This window comes from Streptacidiphilus sp. BW17 (assembly GCF_041262485.1).
Taxonomy (GTDB): Bacteria; Actinomycetota; Actinomycetes; order Streptomycetales; family Streptomycetaceae; genus Streptacidiphilus.
Map to the genome: position 1 here is coordinate 137,787 of NZ_JBGCCR010000010.1, position 15,553 is coordinate 153,339.

At 72.4% G+C, this 15,553-nt stretch carries 19 protein-coding genes; 10 read left to right on the forward strand and 9 right to left on the reverse strand.

All coding sequences use genetic code 11. The features are described from left to right. Positions 1 to 40 precede the first annotated feature (40 nt). Complete coding sequence (locus ABH940_RS15165; RefSeq protein WP_370068119.1) at positions 41 to 709, forward strand: O-methyltransferase; 669 nt, start codon at positions 41 to 43, stop codon at positions 707 to 709. A gap of 65 nt (positions 710 to 774) precedes the next feature. Here ABH940_RS15165 and ABH940_RS15170 read toward each other — a convergent pair whose 3' ends face one another. Beyond that, positions 775 to 1,659 (reverse strand): spermidine synthase, encoded by an 885-nt coding sequence (locus ABH940_RS15170; RefSeq protein ID WP_370068121.1) that lies wholly within the window; start codon positions 1,657 to 1,659, stop codon positions 775 to 777. Positions 1,660 to 1,912: 253 nt separating this feature from the next. Between ABH940_RS15170 and ABH940_RS15175 the strand changes: the two genes are divergently transcribed. The 3 genes from ABH940_RS15175 to ABH940_RS15185 all read left to right on the forward strand — a co-directional run bounded on the left by ABH940_RS15175 (position 1,913) and on the right by ABH940_RS15185 (position 3,718). Further along, positions 1,913 to 2,818, forward strand: coding sequence for a polysaccharide deacetylase family protein (locus ABH940_RS15175; RefSeq protein WP_370068123.1), 906 nt, complete (start codon positions 1,913 to 1,915; stop codon positions 2,816 to 2,818). A gap of 109 nt (positions 2,819 to 2,927) precedes the next feature. Continuing rightward, positions 2,928 to 3,101, forward strand: coding sequence for a hypothetical protein (locus ABH940_RS15180; RefSeq protein ID WP_370105458.1), 174 nt, complete (start codon positions 2,928 to 2,930; stop codon positions 3,099 to 3,101). A 179-nt stretch (positions 3,102 to 3,280) separates the two neighbouring features. Further along, positions 3,281 to 3,718, forward strand: coding sequence for a hypothetical protein (locus ABH940_RS15185; RefSeq protein ID WP_370105459.1), 438 nt, complete (start codon positions 3,281 to 3,283; stop codon positions 3,716 to 3,718). A gap of 198 nt (positions 3,719 to 3,916) precedes the next feature. Here ABH940_RS15185 and ABH940_RS15190 read toward each other — a convergent pair whose 3' ends face one another. The 4 genes from ABH940_RS15190 to ABH940_RS15205 all read right to left on the reverse strand — a co-directional run bounded on the left by ABH940_RS15190 (position 3,917) and on the right by ABH940_RS15205 (position 7,262). After that, a complete protein-coding gene (locus tag ABH940_RS15190) occupies positions 3,917 to 4,696 on the reverse strand; it encodes a glutamate racemase (protein ID WP_370068127.1) in 780 nt (259 codons plus the stop codon). Between the two features lie 241 nt (positions 4,697 to 4,937). Further along, a complete protein-coding gene (locus tag ABH940_RS15195; protein WP_370068129.1) occupies positions 4,938 to 5,504 on the reverse strand; it encodes a DUF6529 family protein in 567 nt (188 codons plus the stop codon). Positions 5,505 to 5,633: 129 nt separating this feature from the next. After that, on the reverse strand, positions 5,634 to 6,764 hold the full coding sequence (locus ABH940_RS15200) for a hypothetical protein (RefSeq protein WP_370068131.1): 1,131 nt from the start codon (positions 6,762 to 6,764) through the stop codon (positions 5,634 to 5,636). 327 nt (positions 6,765 to 7,091) lie between these two features. Continuing rightward, positions 7,092 to 7,262 carry a hypothetical protein gene (locus ABH940_RS15205; protein WP_370105460.1) on the reverse strand — a complete coding sequence of 57 codons (171 nt, stop codon included), beginning with the start codon at positions 7,260 to 7,262 and terminating at the stop codon, positions 7,092 to 7,094. Here ABH940_RS15205 and ABH940_RS15210 point away from each other — a divergent pair. From ABH940_RS15210 to ABH940_RS15220, 3 genes are all read left to right on the forward strand, one after another. Then, complete coding sequence (locus tag ABH940_RS15210; RefSeq protein ID WP_370068135.1) at positions 7,261 to 7,728, forward strand: hypothetical protein; 468 nt, start codon at positions 7,261 to 7,263, stop codon at positions 7,726 to 7,728. The two genes, ABH940_RS15205 and ABH940_RS15210, sit on opposite strands and share 2 nt — an antisense overlap. Positions 7,729 to 7,843: 115 nt before the next feature. Further along, a complete protein-coding gene (locus tag ABH940_RS15215) occupies positions 7,844 to 8,482 on the forward strand; it encodes a hypothetical protein (protein WP_370068137.1) in 639 nt (212 codons plus the stop codon). A gap of 102 nt (positions 8,483 to 8,584) precedes the next feature. Beyond that, positions 8,585 to 9,868 carry a glycosyltransferase gene (locus ABH940_RS15220; protein WP_370105461.1) on the forward strand — a complete coding sequence of 428 codons (1,284 nt, stop codon included), beginning with the start codon at positions 8,585 to 8,587 and terminating at the stop codon, positions 9,866 to 9,868. Positions 9,869 to 9,930: 62 nt separating this feature from the next. Here the strand turns inward: ABH940_RS15220 and mshC are convergent, their stop codons facing one another. After that, positions 9,931 to 11,157 (reverse strand): cysteine--1-D-myo-inosityl 2-amino-2-deoxy-alpha-D-glucopyranoside ligase, encoded by a 1,227-nt coding sequence (gene mshC, locus ABH940_RS15225; RefSeq protein WP_370068141.1) that lies wholly within the window; start codon positions 11,155 to 11,157, stop codon positions 9,931 to 9,933. A gap of 172 nt (positions 11,158 to 11,329) precedes the next feature. Between mshC and ABH940_RS15230 the strand changes: the two genes are divergently transcribed. Then, entirely contained in the window at positions 11,330 to 12,106 is a 777-nt protein-coding gene (locus ABH940_RS15230) for a type 1 glutamine amidotransferase (protein ID WP_370105462.1), read from the forward strand. Between the two features lie 19 nt (positions 12,107 to 12,125). On the opposite strand, the gene ABH940_RS15235 is transcribed toward ABH940_RS15230, so the two are convergent. The 3 genes from ABH940_RS15235 to ABH940_RS15245 form a co-directional block, all read right to left on the reverse strand. Further along, positions 12,126 to 12,902: an SCO1664 family protein gene (locus ABH940_RS15235; protein ID WP_370068335.1), complete on the reverse strand. Its 777-nt coding sequence runs from the start codon at positions 12,900 to 12,902 to the stop codon at positions 12,126 to 12,128. 65 nt (positions 12,903 to 12,967) lie between these two features. Beyond that, entirely contained in the window at positions 12,968 to 13,537 is a 570-nt protein-coding gene (locus ABH940_RS15240) for a DUF3090 domain-containing protein (RefSeq protein WP_370068145.1), read from the reverse strand. Positions 13,538 to 13,705: 168 nt separating this feature from the next. Then, positions 13,706 to 14,398, reverse strand: coding sequence for a histidine phosphatase family protein (locus ABH940_RS15245; RefSeq protein WP_370068147.1), 693 nt, complete (start codon positions 14,396 to 14,398; stop codon positions 13,706 to 13,708). Positions 14,399 to 14,504: 106 nt separating this feature from the next. Between ABH940_RS15245 and ABH940_RS15250 the strand changes: the two genes are divergently transcribed. Both ABH940_RS15250 and ABH940_RS15255 read left to right on the forward strand, forming a co-directional pair. Further along, complete coding sequence (locus ABH940_RS15250) at positions 14,505 to 15,011, forward strand: DinB family protein (RefSeq protein WP_370105463.1); 507 nt, start codon at positions 14,505 to 14,507, stop codon at positions 15,009 to 15,011. Between the two features lie 12 nt (positions 15,012 to 15,023). Further along, positions 15,024 to 15,317: a DUF1905 domain-containing protein gene (locus tag ABH940_RS15255; protein ID WP_370068151.1), complete on the forward strand. Its 294-nt coding sequence runs from the start codon at positions 15,024 to 15,026 to the stop codon at positions 15,315 to 15,317. The last annotated feature ends 236 nt before the right edge of the window (positions 15,318 to 15,553 follow it).

Consider the following 15,553-nt stretch of genomic DNA (forward strand, 5'->3'; position numbering starts at 1 on the left):
AATGCCCTCGGACAAGGCCTTCTGCGGTTACTTTGGCGTCATGAGCACCCATGAGAACTGGACTGCTGTCGACGCCTACCTCACCTCGACGCTCGACCTGCTCGACCCCGCACTCGACAACGCGCTCAAGGCGAGCGCCGCCGCCGGACTCCCCCACATCGAGGTCTCCGCCCCGGCCGGACGGCTGCTGCGGCTACTGGCGGAGCTCCAGGGCGCCCGCCGCGTTCTGGAGATCGGCACGCTCGGCGGCTTCTCCACCATCAACCTGGCCCGCGGACTGGCCGAGGGCGGCCGGGTGGTCACCCTGGAGTACGACCCCCACCACGCCGAGGTGGCCGCCGCCAACATCGACGCGGCGGGCCTGGCGGACCGGGTCGAGATCCGGGTCGGCAAGGCGCTGGACACCCTGCCGCAGCTGGAGCTCGAAGGCCGCGAGCCGTTCGACCTGGCCTTCATCGACGCGGACAAGCAGAACAACCCGAACTACGTCCGCTGGGCCCTGCGGCTGTGCCGCCCCGGCGCGCTGATCGTGGTCGACAACGTGATCCGCAACGGCGGCGTGCTCGACCCGAACGGTGACGAGGCCATCCAGGGCACCCGGGCGACGCTGGAGCTGATCGAGAGCGAGCCGCGGCTCCTCGGCACGGCGATCCAGACCGTCGGCGCCAAGGGCTGGGACGGCTTCGCCCTCGCCCGCGTGGTCGACTGACGCCGTATCAGTCGCCGTAACAGTCGCCATCCTCAGCCCTTGCCGGTCACGCGGCGCACGACCGCTCAGACCGAGAAGGCCCCGTTCGGCGGGGGCGGGGACGGCACCGCCGTCGCGTCGGTGACCGGGCGCACCCGCGCCGCCAGCGCGGCGGCCTCCTCCCCCGCGACGACCCGCGCCGGGAAGGGGTCGCCGGCGGCGCGCCGGGTCAGCCCGGCCACCGGGAGCGGGCGGCGGGAGGCCACCAGCACCACGTTCCCGTAGCGCCGCCCGCGCAGCACGGACGGCTCGGCGATCAGGGCCAGCTCCGGCAGCACGGTGCCGACGGTCGCGATCTGGCCGCGCAGGAAGTCCAGTGGCGCGCCGTCCGCCAGGTTCGCCGCGTAGACGCCGTCGGCGCGCAGCACGCGGGCGACCATCGCGGCGAACTCGAGGGAGGTCAGCGCCGCCGGGATGGTGTGCCCGCCGAAGACGTCGGCGATCAGCAGGTCGGCGCTGTCGGGCGGACAGGCCGCCAGGAAGGCGCGGGCGTCGGCGGCGTGGACGGCGGGCTCCGGCCCCTCGCCCCACGGCAGCGCCTCGCGGACCAGCGCGATCAGCCCGGCGTCGAGCTCGGCGACCTGCTGCCGCGAGCCGGGACGCGTCGCGGCGAGGTAGCGGGGCAGGGTGAGCGCGCCGCCGCCCAGGTGCACGACGTCGAGGGGCGCGCCCTCGTCCGCGCAGAGGTCCGCCACGTGGGCCAGCCGCTGCACGTATTCGAACTCCAGATACTGCGGGTCCGTCAGGTCGACGTAGGACTGCGGCGTGCCGTCCATGGTGAGCAGCCAGCCGCCCTGCCGGTCCACGTCGGGCAGCAGCCGGGCCGTGCCCAGATCCACCTCCCGGACGACGGGATGGTCGTCGGGGCGGTTGTCCGGGCGATCGTCCGGCAAGGGCGGCTGAAATGTCATGCGCACATTCTCTTCCCCGTTCGTCCAGGACCGAAATCCGGGGCTCCGGACCGGAAATTCCAGGCTTCTCCCCGTGATCTCCACCTGATGTCCACGGATCACGGAACCCGCAGGTCGCACCGTAAAGTCACACCAATCCCAACAGGCGCAGAGGTCGCGGAAAACTCATCGACAAAAATCGCGTACCGCGTACAACCTTCCTCCGAAGGCGGGTGTCTTCCATGTGTCTGAAGCCGCCACTGAAGGGAAGCCCGTGCGACAGCCGACCCACGTCACCACGGTGCCACTTCTGCGGGCCCGCACCGCCCGCCGACTCGCGGTGCTGACGTTCCGCGAGGTGTTCGACCGCGGCGTCTTCGAGGCGCAGCTCGACCGGGTGCTCCGGTCGGCCACGCCCGTCTCCGTGAGCCAGGTCGAGCAGGCCATGACCGGCGGGCCCAGCCTGCCCCCGCACAGCGTCCTGCTCACCTTCGAGCACGGCCACCGCAGCGTGGCCACCGAGGCCCTGCGGCTGCTCGCCGCCCGGCGCGTGCCGGCGCTGGCGTTCGTCGTCGCCGGGCTGGTCGACACCGACCGGCCCTACTGGTGGGACGAGGCCGAGTACCTGGTCGCCCAGGGCGGTTGGGCACGCTCCCTGTCCGGCCGCGCGGGCGGCCCGGTCGCCGAGAAACTGGCCGCCATGCCCGACCCGGACCGGCGCCGCAGCCTGGCCGAGCTCCGGGTGACGGCCCGCCACCGCGCCCCGTCCGCCCCCCAGCTCACCACCGACGACCTGCACCGGCTGCTGGACGCGGGCATCGCCGTCGGCAGCCACGGCCTCGACCACGCCCGGCTCGACCGGTGCGACGAGTACGCACTGCGCGAGGAGATCGTGGGCGCCCACGACCGCCTGACCGAGCTGACCGGCGCGGCCACGACCTCCTTCGCCTACCCCGAGGAGACCCACGACCTGCGCGCCGTGGCACTGCTCCGCGAGCTGGGCTACCGCAGCGCCTTCCGCAACGACGGCATGCTCGTCGACACCCGCGGCGGCCTGCCCGACCCGCTCTGCATCAGCCGCCTCCGCGTCGACTCCCGCACCGCCCGCACCCGCTTCGACGCCGCCCTGGCCGGCTGGGTCCCGAGCAGGCGCCTGCGCGGAGCCCTGCAGGAGGCTTGAAGCGATCGGCCCTCCCCGGACAACCGGGACGGCCGAGCCTGAGCCGCCGTCACCGGGCCTGCGCCAAGCGCAGGCCCGGGTGTCAGTGGCGGGTGCCAGACTCCCAGTCATGCTCCCCGTCAGCGTGTACACCGAGCGCACCGCGCGCCTGCTCCGCCCGACCGCCGAGGCTCTGACCGCCCTGGTGCGCGGTCTTGGCCATCCGGGCGACCGCTTCCTCGTGGCCGGACGCGTCCCCGACTTGCCGGACGTCTACTTCCGGCGGGCTGGGACACGGGGCTGACGTGGGAGCGGCTCACGGACTGGGACGACACGCCTCCGGTCCCCGAGCTGGAACTGTCCGACTCCGACCGCAGCGATCTGGAGTCGTGCCTGCGCGCGCTGCTGGTCTGCTGCTACGTCACGCGCGGGGCGCTGGCCGAAGCAGCCGAGGAGTACCTGGTCCGCGACGGCGTGCGCCCGGTGTCCCGCCTTCAGGCCGTGGCGCTGGCAGACCGGATGTGGCAGGAGCGCGTCGCCGAGCAGGCCTCCTGGGCGGGCGAGACCGACCCGGAGCGGATCACCCGGGCGTTCGACACGCTGGAGGAGCGCGGCATCACCGCCCGCGAGCACTTCACCTGCTGCCGCTCCTGCGGCCAGGCGGAGATAGGCGCGGAGGCCGAGCCGGAGTCCCGCGGCTTCGTCTACTTCCACAGCCAGGCCGCCGAAGGCGCAGCCTCCGGTGGCTCGCTGTATCTGCTCTACGGCAGCTTCGACGGCTCCGAGGAGACCACGCGCGCCATCGGAGCCGAGGCCGTCACCGCACTGGAGCAGGTCGGGCTCTCCCCCAAGTGGGAGGCCGATCCTTCCCAGGCCGTCCGGCTCCCCTCCCTGGACTGGCGCAAACGCCTCATCGGCTGACGGTGCGGATGTTCATGAGCGAGCGTCTTCCGGCGGGATCTGACCCGTCAGCTGACTGAGCTCGGGTCCTCAACGCAATCTGTGGCCCTGTCCGGGATCGAACGCACCACACCCGACGCCCGGTCCCGACCTTCCGTCAACTGCTGCGCCACCGCCGGGAGACGGCGAGCGCGATCGACGCGTACCCCGCGTTCGCCGCTACAACAGTCCCGCAGTCGGCTGGGCGCTGATCGCGCGGCCCTCGGCGTAGGCGAGCGCCTCCGGGGCCAGCTCCTCGATGCGGCCGCTGCGGACCACGGTCAGCGTGCCGGCGCCGGTCTCGCGCAGCGGGCGGGCCCGGCGCAGCGCCTGCTCAGCGACGGCGCGGGCGGAGCCGAAGAAGGCGAGGTCCGGGCAGGTGCCGGCGAGCGCCGCGGCGATCTCGTCCCGCAGCATCTCGTAGTGGGTGCAGCCGAGCACCAGCGCCCGCGTCCCCGGCGGGGTCTGCTCGGCGGCTGCCGCGACGATCGCAGCGGTGGCCTCGGCGTCGGCGTACTCGACCGCGTCGGCGAGCCCCGGGCACGGGATCTCGGTCACGTCCACGTCGGCGGCGAACTCGCGGATCAGGCCGCGCTGGTAGGCGCTGCCCGTGGTCGCGGGGGTCGCCCAGATCGCGACCGGTCCGCCGGTCGCGGCGGCGGGCTTGATCGCGGGGACGGTCCCGATCACCGGGATGTCCGGCTCCAGCTCGGCGCGGATCGCCTTCAGCGCATGCACGGACGCGGTGTTGCAGGCCACGACCAACGCGTCGGCCTTCTGCTCCGCCGCGGCGCGGGCGACGGCCAGTGCGTGCGCGGTGATGTCCTCGGGCGTGCGCGGGCCCCACGGCATGCCGTCCGGGTCCTGCGACAGCACCAGGTCCACGTCGGGCCGCAGCGTCCGCAACGCGGCGGCGGCGGCCAGCAGGCCGATCCCGGAGTCCATCAGTGCGATCTTCACGGCTTTCGCTGCACCTCCGTAGCTCACCTCTGACCAGCGGAAAGCCATCGGAAAGCGCTTTGCCGGACACCAACGAGCGCAAGTCTATGCGGCGGACCCCGAGCGGCAGGCGCTACCCCGGAGGAACCTACCCTCTGCCCACACGTGAGCGACTTCGCGGGTCATGCGCGCAGCATGCCCCGTGTACGCGGTGGCTGCCAGCCCTTCGGGGCAGCTCGCCCTGGACCCGGCCCGACCCGCCTCAGAACCCGGGTACCTGGAAGTCGTTGAAGAACCAGAGCGCGCTCGTGTACCAGATGACGACGACCGCGACCACGAGGAGGCCGCCTGCGAGCGGCAGCAGCCAGCCGACCGGCTGCCGGTAGCGAACGAATACCACCTTGGCCGCGAACGCGCCGTAGAAGAAGCACGCCGCCACGGAGTGGACGGCTGCCCGTACGGGGGTGAGTTCGACGCCGTAGGTCTGGATGCAGTGGATGGTGATAGGAATCGTGCCGAGGAGGACGAGGGCACCGATCAGCCGGTGTGCCCGTGGAACAGCTTTCGGCACCGTCCTGACGCGCGGGAGCCGCCGGTACATCCACAGCGCCAGTAGCAGCTGGACCATCGCCAGCCCGAGGATGGCCGTGGCCAGTCGGGCCTTGAGCTGCACCGCGTCGGTCAGATGCTGCCCGAAGAGCCCTGTCGCATAGTCGGGTGTGATGTTGCGGCCGACCAGGAACAGCGCCAGCGCCACAGCGATGGCCAGGGCCGTGGCCGATCCCACCACCACGCCCGTCCTGTGGCGGCGCTGCGCATCCGCATCCACGGCCCATCCTCCGTCCAAAGAGCCGGTGCGAGGGGCGGACCGCTCGACCGACAGCACCTTGCGGGTGTCTGCCCGGGTCAGCGGTCCGCGTCGGGTGCCGCGCGGGTCGCGGCGTGACGGCGCTGTCGGCTAGTGGAGCTTGTCCAACTGGTTGGTGGCGTCGTCGACGAAGTAGACGGCGTCCTGGTTCAGGCTCACGGCCAGGCCGAAGAGCGCGCCCGCGCCGGGCGGGGCGCCGCTGGCGTCCAGTTGGCGCCAGGCGATCTGGTCACCGTGCGGCGTGGTCTCGACGATGTTGCCATCGCCCGCGTTCACGGTCAGCACGTCCCCGCGGGGCGAGATGGCCAGTCCCAGGGGGCCGTTGAGGTGACCGCCCGTGCTGATGACCCGTCCGATACCGGCGCTTCGGTCACGGTGGAGGGCATCGGGGATGGCGGTGATCCGGTTGGCTGCGGTGTCCGCGACGTAGAGCGTGCCGTGTCGGCCCAGTCCGACACCCGTGGGCCCCACGACGAGTGCCGCGGGATCGGTCCGCTCCGGAAAGCCGGAGCCGATGACGCGGGTGTCGACCCAGGCCGGCGGATCGTCGCCGCACCGGCTCAGGGTGATCCGCAGGACGGTGCCGCGGTGGACCGTCTTGCCACCGGCGGCCACGGTGCCGTTCAGGACGTTGCTGACGAACAGGTCCGTGGTGTCCCCGAAGCTGGCCGCGGTCATGTCCCAGGGGCCGTTGATGCCGTGGCCGGCCAGCGTCTCGCGGACATCTCCGCGGCTGTCCAGGACCAGCAGGCAGCCGGCTTTCGCCGTGGCGGCGGTGCCGTCGGTGGTGGGCAGGCTGCCGACGACGACCCAGCCGCCCGGGAGAACCGCCAGCGCGGTGGTGAGCCCGATTCCGCCGGGGCAGCTCCCGGGCAGATGGTTGGCGTCGATGCGGGCGAACTGTCGGACCCGGCCGCCTGGGGCGACCTCGACGATCGTGGTGCCGGTGCCCTGGAGATTCTTGCTGTTGTTGAAGTTGCTCACCAGCACGTCGCCACGGTGCAGGCGGCCGGCGGACGACTCGACTACGGCGGTGCCGTAGGGGTTCACGTCCCCGTTGCCCGGCACGGTGGACGCCACCGTGGAGATGCGGTGGAGTCCTCCCAGGAACGATCCCGCGGCTCCAGCCGGGGACGCTCCGGCCACCGTCAGCGCTCCCATGGCCAGTCCGGCGGCCAGCACCGGGGCCACCAGCGACCTGCAGCGGATTGCGAGTCTCACGCCCACCTCCATCAGGGGACGGCCGACTTCGCCGCCTCGTCACACACGGTTGCGATCCATCACAGCACGCGCATGGCCGGGCGGGCACACGACACGCACACCGGTGCGACCTCGGCCTGGGCCACCCGAAAGGACGGTCGGCGGCCGGGCAGCGGTACCCGACGGCGAACGTATCGCTTCAACGGGCCCGGCTGGGCGCGCCGGTCGGGCGCTGGTACACCCGCACGCGTGAAGGTCCGGCGTGGGGCCGATCGCCCGGGGCAGCGGGGCGGGCCTCCGTGCGTAACGTGGTTCCGCGACTCGCCGTCGGCGGGCCGGTGGCCGGTGTCACCGCATCCCCAGGGCCCAGAGGTCTGTCATGAAACGTGTCATCACACTGGCTGTCGGTATGGCCGCCATCGCGGTGTGTTCTTCCGGATGCAGCAGCTCCGGTACCACCGCTTCCTCAACCCCGCCCGCCAGCACCAGTGCCGTGACGACCACCGCCGGCTCGGCCATGCCCAGTAGCAGTGGCGCCACCCCGACCGGCACCGCCGCCACGGTGAAGACGGCGAGTTCGCCGCTCGGCCAGATCCTGGTCGACGGCTCAGGCCGGACGTTGTACCTGTTCAAAGCGGACACCGGGACGACCTCGACCTGCAACGGCTCCTGTGCCCTGGCCTGGCCGCCGCAGACCACGACGGGGAAACCCAGCAGCAGCGGAGTGACCGCATCCCTCATCGGAACGACCACCCGATCCGACCACTCCACCCAGGTGACCTACCACGGCCACCCGCTGTACTACTTCTCCGAGGACACCAAGCCCGGCGAAACCCACGGCCAGGGCGTCAACGCCTTCGGCGCCTCGTGGTACGTGGTCAGTCCCAGCGGTAATCCGGTCACCAGCGCTGCGTCGGCCTCCACGTCCGCGTCCGCGTCCGCGTCAGCATCTGCCGGCTCCACAAGCGGCGGTGGCGGGTACTGAGACCCGCTCCTCACGTCCGCCCGCTCGATGACGAGCAACGGCAGACCATCGCCCGGCGGGGTCATCCGGCCTGGACAATCGTCAGAACTGGCACCTCACCGGAGAGTTGGCGAAGATGACGAACGCCGAGTTCATTCAGACCAGGCGGAGCCTGCACGGCCTGGCCGAGCTGCTGATGGCCGGGCCCCAGTTCCGCCGCAGCGGCACGATCCGGCTTCGGGTGATCCCCGGCGGATTCGCCACCACGCAGGAACCGGACATCAAGGTGCAGGACCTGCGCCTGCTCGCGGGCGGACACACGCTCTCCCTGGCAGGCAGCTACGCAGAGCTGGCCCACAACGCCGGGATCACGCCCGGAGCCCCGGTGGACCTCTACCCCCAAGGGTGCGACGTCGCGATCGAGGACACCATCGAGGTCGATCCGCAGTCCGCTCGGCACATCACCGACGGCCTCGCACTCGGTCTTCAGGCGCTGCGCCGCTTCGCCCCGCACGAGACCCCCGTGCTGTGGCCCGAACACTTCGACCTCGGCGTCACCTGGGACGAGGTCAACTTCGGCGTCTCCCCGGGCGACGCATTCGCGGACGAGCCCTACGCGTACGTCGGGCCGTGGACCCCACCGCAGTCGGACGCGTTCTGGAACGCGCCCTTCGGCGCCGCACGTCCCCTGAGCGAACTCTCGGACGCCTCCGCACTCGAAGCCTTCTACGCGGAAGGCCGACGCCTGGCCCGCCAGGCCCGTTCGGCGGGATGACACACCCCGGTCGCTACGCCGGAGCGGTCTTCGCAGCGTCCGCCCCCGTCCGATGCGTGCGCCGGAGGCGCCCGGCGGCGCTACTGCGGCATACTCGCGCGGGTGACCGCGCTGAGCTTGATCGCATGGGTGTCCCTGCTGGCCTGGGCATGGCTGGCCTTCGGCCAGGGCCGGTTCTGGTGGACCGACCTTCGGCTGCCGCCACGCGACCCCGGCGCGCCCCGGCCGAGCGTGGCCGTCGTGGTGCCCGCCCGGGACGAGGCGGAGGTGCTGCCACTGAGCCTGCCGTCCCTGCTGGCCCAGCAGTACCCGGGCGAGGCCCGGGTGATCCTGGTCGACGACGGCAGCACCGACGGCACCGGCGACCTGGCCCGCAAGCTCGGCGAGGCCTCCGAGGCCACCGTGGCGGGCGAGACCTCCGAGCCGGGCGAGCCGGGCGAGCCGGGCGAGAGCGCAGGCGCCCTCCCGCTCACCGTCACCTCCCCCGGTGAGCCGCCCGCAGGATGGACCGGCAAGCTCTGGGCGCTGCGGCACGGCGTCGAACTGGCCGGGGACGTCGAGTACCTGCTGCTGACCGACGCGGACATCGCCCACGCGCCCGACTCCCTGGACAGCCTGGTCGCCGCCGCCGAGACCGGCCGCGACGGGAGCCGGGACGGGTCGGGCAACAGCGGCGGCTACGACCTGGTCTCGCAGATGGCCCGGCTGAGCGTGGCGACCCGCTGGGAGCAACTGATCGTCCCGGCCTTCGTCTACTTCTTCGCCCAGCTCTACCCCTTCCGCTGGAGCAACCGGCCGGGCGCACGGACCGCTGCGGCAGCGGGCGGCTGCACGCTGGTGCGCCGCGAGGCGCTGGCCCGGGTCGGCGGCGTCGCCGCGATCCGGGGTGCGGTGATCGACGACGTCAACCTGGCCCGCCTGGTCAAGCGCGGCGGCGGCCGGACCTGGATCGGGCTGGCCGACCGGGTGGACAGCGTCCGCCCGTACCCGGAGCTCGGCCAGCTCTGGCGGATGGTCTCCCGCAGCGCCTACGCGCAGCTGCGGCACAACGTCCTGCTACTGATCGGCACCGTACTGGGGCTGGCCCTGGTCTACCTGGTACCGCCGGTGATGCTGGTGGTCGGGCTGGTCACGCTCTCGCCGACGGTGATCGTGCCGTCCCTGGCCGCCTGGGCGCTGATGGCGGTGACCTTCCGCCCGATGCTCGCCTACTACGGCCGCCCGGCAGCCGAGACGCTGCTGCTGCCGTTCACCGCGGCGCTGTACCTGCTCATGACGGTCGACTCCGCGATCCAGCACTGGCGCGGACGCGGCGCGGCCTGGAAGGGCCGTACCTACCCGGCTCCGGACCAGCACGGTGAAGAAAGCGAACTGCCCGCCCGCTGAGAGATCCAGCGGACGGGCAGTGCCCAACAGTTGTTCGTACGGCCTCGCTCAGACGGCCTCGCTCAGAGCGCGACGCCCATCAGCGCGTCGACCGCACGGGAGACCAGGCCCGGCGCGCCGGTGTCCTCGCCGCCCTCGGCCTCCTGACGTGCGGCCCAGGCGTCGACCGCCGCAAGCGCGCGCGGGGTGTCCAGGTCCTCGGCCAGCGCGGCCCGCACCTCGGCCAGCAGCGCCGTGGCGTCGGGCCCGTCCGGACGCGAGACTGCGGCCCGCCAGCGGGCCAGCCGCTCCTGTGCGCCGTGCAGGTCGGCGTCGGTCCACTCCCAGTCGCTGCGGTAGTGGTGCGCGAGCAGCGCCAGCCGGATCGCCGCCGGGTCGACGCCGTCGCGCCGCAGCGCGGAGACGAAGACCAGGTTGCCCTTGGACTTGGACATCTTCTCGCCGTTGAGGCCGACCATGCCCGCGTGCACGTAGTGCTTGGCGTACGGGTGGGCGTCGGCGTGCACCTGGGCGTGCGAGGCGCCCATCTCGTGGTGCGGGAAGACCAGGTCGCTGCCGCCGCCCTGGAGGTCGAAGCCCATGCCCAGGTGTTCGAGCGCGATCGCCACGCACTCGATGTGCCAGCCGGGTCGGCCGTGGCCGAGCTCGGTGTCCCAGGCGGGCTCGCCCGGACGGGCGGCGAGCCAGAGCAGCGGGTCGAGCCGGTGCTTCTTGCCGGCCCGGTCCGGGTCGCCGCCGCGCTCGCCGAAGTAGCGCAGCATCTCGTCGGCGTCGTAGCCGGAGACCTCGCCGAAGCGCGGGTCGGAGGCCACGGAGAAGTAGATGTCGCCGTCCAGCTCGTAGGCGGCGCCCTTGGCCAGCAGGTCCTTGATGATCGGGACGATCAGCGGGATCGACTCGACCGCGCCGATGTAGTGGGCCGGCGGCAGCATCCGCAGCGCCGTCATGTCCTCGCGGAACAGCGCGGTCTCACGCTCCGCCAGCTGGACCCAGTCCTCACCGGTGGCGACCGCACGCTCGAGCAGCGGGTCGTCGACGTCGGTGACGTTCTGCACGTACACGACCTGGTGACCGGCGTCCAACCAGATGCGCTGCACCAGGTCGAACGCGTTGTAGGTGGCGGCGTGGCCGAGATGGGTGGCGTCGTAGGGCGTGATCCCGCAGACGTAGAGCCGGGCGGTCGGCCCGGGACTGGTCGTCTGCAAACCGCCGGTCGCGGTGTCGTGGATGCGCAGGGGGTGTCCCTTGCCGGGAAGCAGGGGCACCTCGGAGGCGGGCCAGGCATGCATAGCCCTGACTCTAACCGGCTGATCATTCGATCCGCTAACGACCTTCCTCGATCACGTCTCGATCAGGCCTTGATCAGGCCTTGATCAGGCCTCCGTCGGCCGCGCATGCTTGCGGCACCCGGCCCTGGGGTAGAGCGCCAGTCGTCGGCTGATCAGGGAGGCGGGGCGGCTTGTGACGGACATCCCGACGGGCATACCGGCGTACGTGCTGGCGGACGTACTGGTGGTCCAACAGGAGGACGCGGCCGGTCCCGGCATCGTCGGGGCCGCACTGGAGGCGCAGGGCCTGCGCCTCGACGTCCGGCATCCGTGGCGCGGCGAGCCGCTGCCCTGGAGCCTGGACGGCTTCGCCGGGCTGCTGGTGCTCGGCGGCGCGTCCAACTGCGACGACGACACCGCCGCACCCTGGCTGCCGGACGTCCGTTCGCTGATCCGCCAGGCGGTCGACGCGGAGCTGCCGCTGTTCGGGATATGTCTGGGCGCGCAGATCATGGCGTCCGCGCTGGGCGGCCGGGTACGGCCGCGCGCCGAGGCCTCCGGCCGTGCCGGGCGGCCCCCGGAGGTCGGCGTGGTGCCGTTGCACCGTCTGTCGGCCGTGGCCGAGGACCCGGTGCTGGGCGGGGTGCCCGAGGGCGCCCCTGCCGCGCAGTGGCACTGGGACGACATCGTCACGCTGCCGCCGGGCGCGACCCCGCTGCTCACGGGGGACGCGTGCGAGTACCAGGCGTTCCGGGTCGGCCGGGCGGCCTGGGGTGTGCAGTTCCACCCCGAGGTGCTGGGCGCGGACGTCGTCGCCTGGGCCGCCTCCGACGGAACGGCGGTGCGGGAGGCGGGCGTCGACCCGGACGCCGCCGTCGCGCAAGTCCACGCGGCCGAGCGGGAGTTGCGGACACTGTGGACGGCGACCACCCGCGCCTGGGGCGCCCGGGTGCGGGCCGCCAGCACGTGACACGGTGTCAGTTGCCGTGTCAGATCGGCGGCCAGGGAACGCTCGGCCACTCCTGCGACGGGAGCGGGTGCCGCCCCTCCTTGAGCAGCCCGTCCACCCGTGACCGCGTCGCCGCGATCTCCCGCTCCGTCAGCAGCGGTGCGAGCGCCGCGCCGAGCGCTCGGTCCAGCTCCTCCCGGAGGCCGCCGAGGACCTGCGTCGCCTCGTCCGTCAGCGGCTCGCCCGCCCAACCCCACAGCAGCGTGCGCAGCTTGCCCGGGACCGCGAAGGTCACACCGTGGTCGATGCCGTAGAGCCGCCCGTCCGCCGCGGAGAGGAAGTGACCGCCCTTGCGGTCCGCATTGTTGAGCACCGCGTCCAGCACCGCGAGCCGCCGCAGCCGCTCGTCGTCGGCGTGGACGAAGAGCGCGGTCCGGCCCGGCTCGACCTCGGCCTGGCCGATGGCGTGCCAGCCCGGCGCCGGTGTCTCCCCCGGCTGGAGGGCGATCAGGTCGGGCGCGTCGCCGTCCTCCTCGACCCATATCTGGCACATGCCCTGGCCGAACGGCCCGTCACGCAGCACGGTCGGCGGGATCAGACCCCAGCCGGTCGCGGCCGAGACCAGGTACGCCGCGGTCTCGCGTCCGGCGAGCGTGCCGTCGGGGAAGTCCCACAGCGGGCGTTCACCGCGCACCGGCTTGTGGACGCAGACGGCCGTGCCCAACTCCGGGTGGGTGACGGTGCAGTAGAAGACCGCGTTGGACGCCGAGGTGACCCGCCCGTGGACGGTCAGCTCACCGTCGCGCAGCAGCGGCAACGCGCGCTCCGGGTCCGCCGCGAGCGCCGCGCTGGCGACCGCGTCCGCCTCGGGGACGGCGGCGCTCAGCGCCGGTAACCGTTCTGGCGCGGGCACACGTGGCCCTCCGGGTCCAGCGGCAGGCTGCAGAACGGGCACGGCGGGCGACCCGCCGAGACCAGGTCCAGCGCGCGCTTGGCGAAGACCCGGGCCATCGCGCCGTTGAGCCGGACCCGCAGCAGCGACGGACCGTTCTCCTCGTCCTCGAAGAGCGCCGCCTCGTCCGCCTCCTCACCCTCGCCCTCGACCACCGCCTGCGCCTCGACGACCAGCAGCTGCACCGCGTCGTCCCAGGCCAGGGCCATGGTGCCGACGCGGAACTCCTCGTCGACCGGCTGGTCCAGCGGGGCGCTGTCCATCAGCTCCGGCGGAGCCAGGGCCGGCACCGTGGTGCTCCCCCCGGCGCGGCGGACCACCTCGTCGAGCAGCTCGTCCACCCGCTCGGCGAGCGCGGCCACCTGGCCCTTCTCCAGCAGCACGGTGGTGATCCGGCCACGCGCGCTGGCCTGCAGGTAGAAGGCGCGGTGGCCCGGCTCACCGACCGTGCCGGCCACGAAGCGCTCGGGAGGGTCGTAGAAGAACACCTGGCGGGGCACGATGCTTGCTCCACTGGATCGGGGGTTTCGAGCTGGGCTCGTTCCTCGGACTGCGACGGGACTGTTGACGGGACTGTGGGGGATGCGCTCGGGGACTTGTACGACTGCCTGTTCGATGGACACGACGCTAGCTCTCGTGGTGTCCACCCTACCTACCGGACCTTGTCGTCAGCGGGTTCCGGTGGATCCGCCGATCACGGCGTCGTCGCCCTCCGGGCGCGGCCGGGGCGCGAACCCGGCCAGCTCACCGGTGTCGCCGAGCCGCAGCAGATAGGGGCGGACCGGGGTGTAGCGGATGGCGGTCACCGAGGCGGGCTCGACCGAGATCCGCTGGAACAGGTCCAGATGCAGGCCGAGCGCGTCGGCGACGATCGCCTTGATGATGTCGCCATGGCTGCAGACCAGCCAGAGCGCGTCCGCGCCGTGCTCGCGCTCGATCTCCGCGTCCCACTCGCGGACGCTGTCCACCGCGCGGCGACTCATCTCCCGCAGCGACTCCCCGTCCGGGCCGGGGAACGTCACCGCGGACGGCTGGGCCTGGACGGTCGCCCAGAGCGGTTCCTTCGACAGCTCGGCCAGGGTGCGGCCGGTCCAGTCCCCGTAGCGGCACTCGCCGAGACGCTCGTCCATCCGCAGCGCCAGCTCGGGACGGGTGGCCAGCAGCGGTGCGACGGTCTGCCGGCAGCGGTCCAGCGGGCTGCTCACGACGGCGCTGACCGGCAGTCCGGAGAGCCGCTCGGCAAGGCCCTTGGCCTGCTGTTCCCCCTGCTCGTCCAGCGACACACCCGGACTCCACCCGGCCAGGACCCCGGAGGAGTTGGCGGTCGAACGGCCGTGGCGGACGAGCAGCAGAGTCGGCATGCTGCCCAGGGTAGATCACCCGTCCGAACAGGCCACCGTGCGACCGCTGCGAACCGACGGGAAAACGCACGCGCGCTGTCAGTGGCCGCTGCTAGCTTGCTCGGACATGACGACCACACGGGAGATCCCCCGGGACGAGAAGACCATCCTGCTGCAGAGCATGGAGCGCCACCGCGACGCCGTGCTCTGGAAGCTCGACGGCCTGGACGACAAGCAGCTGCGCCTCCCCATGGTGCCGTCCGGCACCAGCCTGCTGGGCCTGGTCAAACACCTGGCCGCGGTCGAGTACGGCTGGTTCTGCGAGCCCTTCGGGATCGAGACGGAGTCGCTGCCGTTCGACGACAACGACCCCGAGGCCGACCTCCGCGTCCGCGACGAGGAGACGACCGCGGACGTCCTCGCCTTCTACGCCCGTTCCCGCGCGGCGGCCAACGCGGCGGCCGGGTCGACCGACCTGGACGCGGAGGGAACGGCCTGGTTCGGGGAGACGGTCACGATGCGCTGGGTGCTGGTCCACATGATCGAGGAGACCGCCCGTCACGCGGGCCACATCGACATCCTCCGCGAGCTGATCGACGGCAAGATCGGCGACCACGACCGCGACGACGACTGACGGGAGCGATCCGTGCAGCTCCACTTCACCGGCAACGTCTTCGAGTGGCGTGGCCCCGCGCCGTTCTACTTCGTCGCCGTCCCCGACGAACAGTCCGCCGACGTCCGCGAGGTGGCGGCCCAGGCCAGCTACGGCTGGGGCGTGATCCCGGTCGACGCCCGGATCGGCGGGACCGCCTTCTCCACCTCGCTCTTCCCGAAGGACGGCGGCTACCTGCTCCCGCTGAAGAACGCGGTGCGACGGCCGGAACGCCTCGCCGAGGGGGACGAGGTGACGGTGCAGATGACCGTCCGCCTCCAGGCCTGACATCCCAGCGGGTCTCTCCCACGTCAACTCCCGCGGCGGGGGCGTGAGTTCTTCCTGACGCGCCTCTTCCCCACGGTGACCGACCGGATCATCTCCCGCACTCTTGCCGCCCGGGCGCGCTCTGGTGCTTTCGAGGGTGCCGAGTTGGCCTCAGGCGTCGTCCACCTCCGCACGCCCTCGAAGCCGTGATTCGCTACCCACAGTGACAAGTTGCCGACTCCTGGTGACGTGCATAG

Coding starts and splice junctions, on each gene's coding strand:
- ABH940_RS15165 (WP_370068119.1), top strand. CDS start 41: ATGAGCACCCATGAGAACTGGACTGCTGTCGACGCCTACCTCACCTCG.
- ABH940_RS15170 (WP_370068121.1), bottom strand. CDS start 1,659: ATGACATTTCAGCCGCCCTTGCCGGACGATCGCCCGGACAACCGCCCC.
- ABH940_RS15180 (WP_370105458.1), top strand. CDS start 2,928: ATGCTCCCCGTCAGCGTGTACACCGAGCGCACCGCGCGCCTGCTCCGC.
- ABH940_RS15210 (WP_370068135.1), top strand. CDS start 7,261: ATGCCCAGTAGCAGTGGCGCCACCCCGACCGGCACCGCCGCCACGGTG.
- ABH940_RS15205 (WP_370105460.1), bottom strand. CDS start 7,262: ATGGCCGAGCCGGCGGTGGTCGTCACGGCACTGGTGCTGGCGGGCGGG.
- ABH940_RS15215 (WP_370068137.1), top strand. CDS start 7,844: ATGACGAACGCCGAGTTCATTCAGACCAGGCGGAGCCTGCACGGCCTG.
- mshC (WP_370068141.1), bottom strand. CDS start 11,157: ATGCATGCCTGGCCCGCCTCCGAGGTGCCCCTGCTTCCCGGCAAGGGA.
- ABH940_RS15245 (WP_370068147.1), bottom strand. CDS start 14,398: ATGCCGACTCTGCTGCTCGTCCGCCACGGCCGTTCGACCGCCAACTCC.
- ABH940_RS15250 (WP_370105463.1), top strand. CDS start 14,505: ATGACGACCACACGGGAGATCCCCCGGGACGAGAAGACCATCCTGCTG.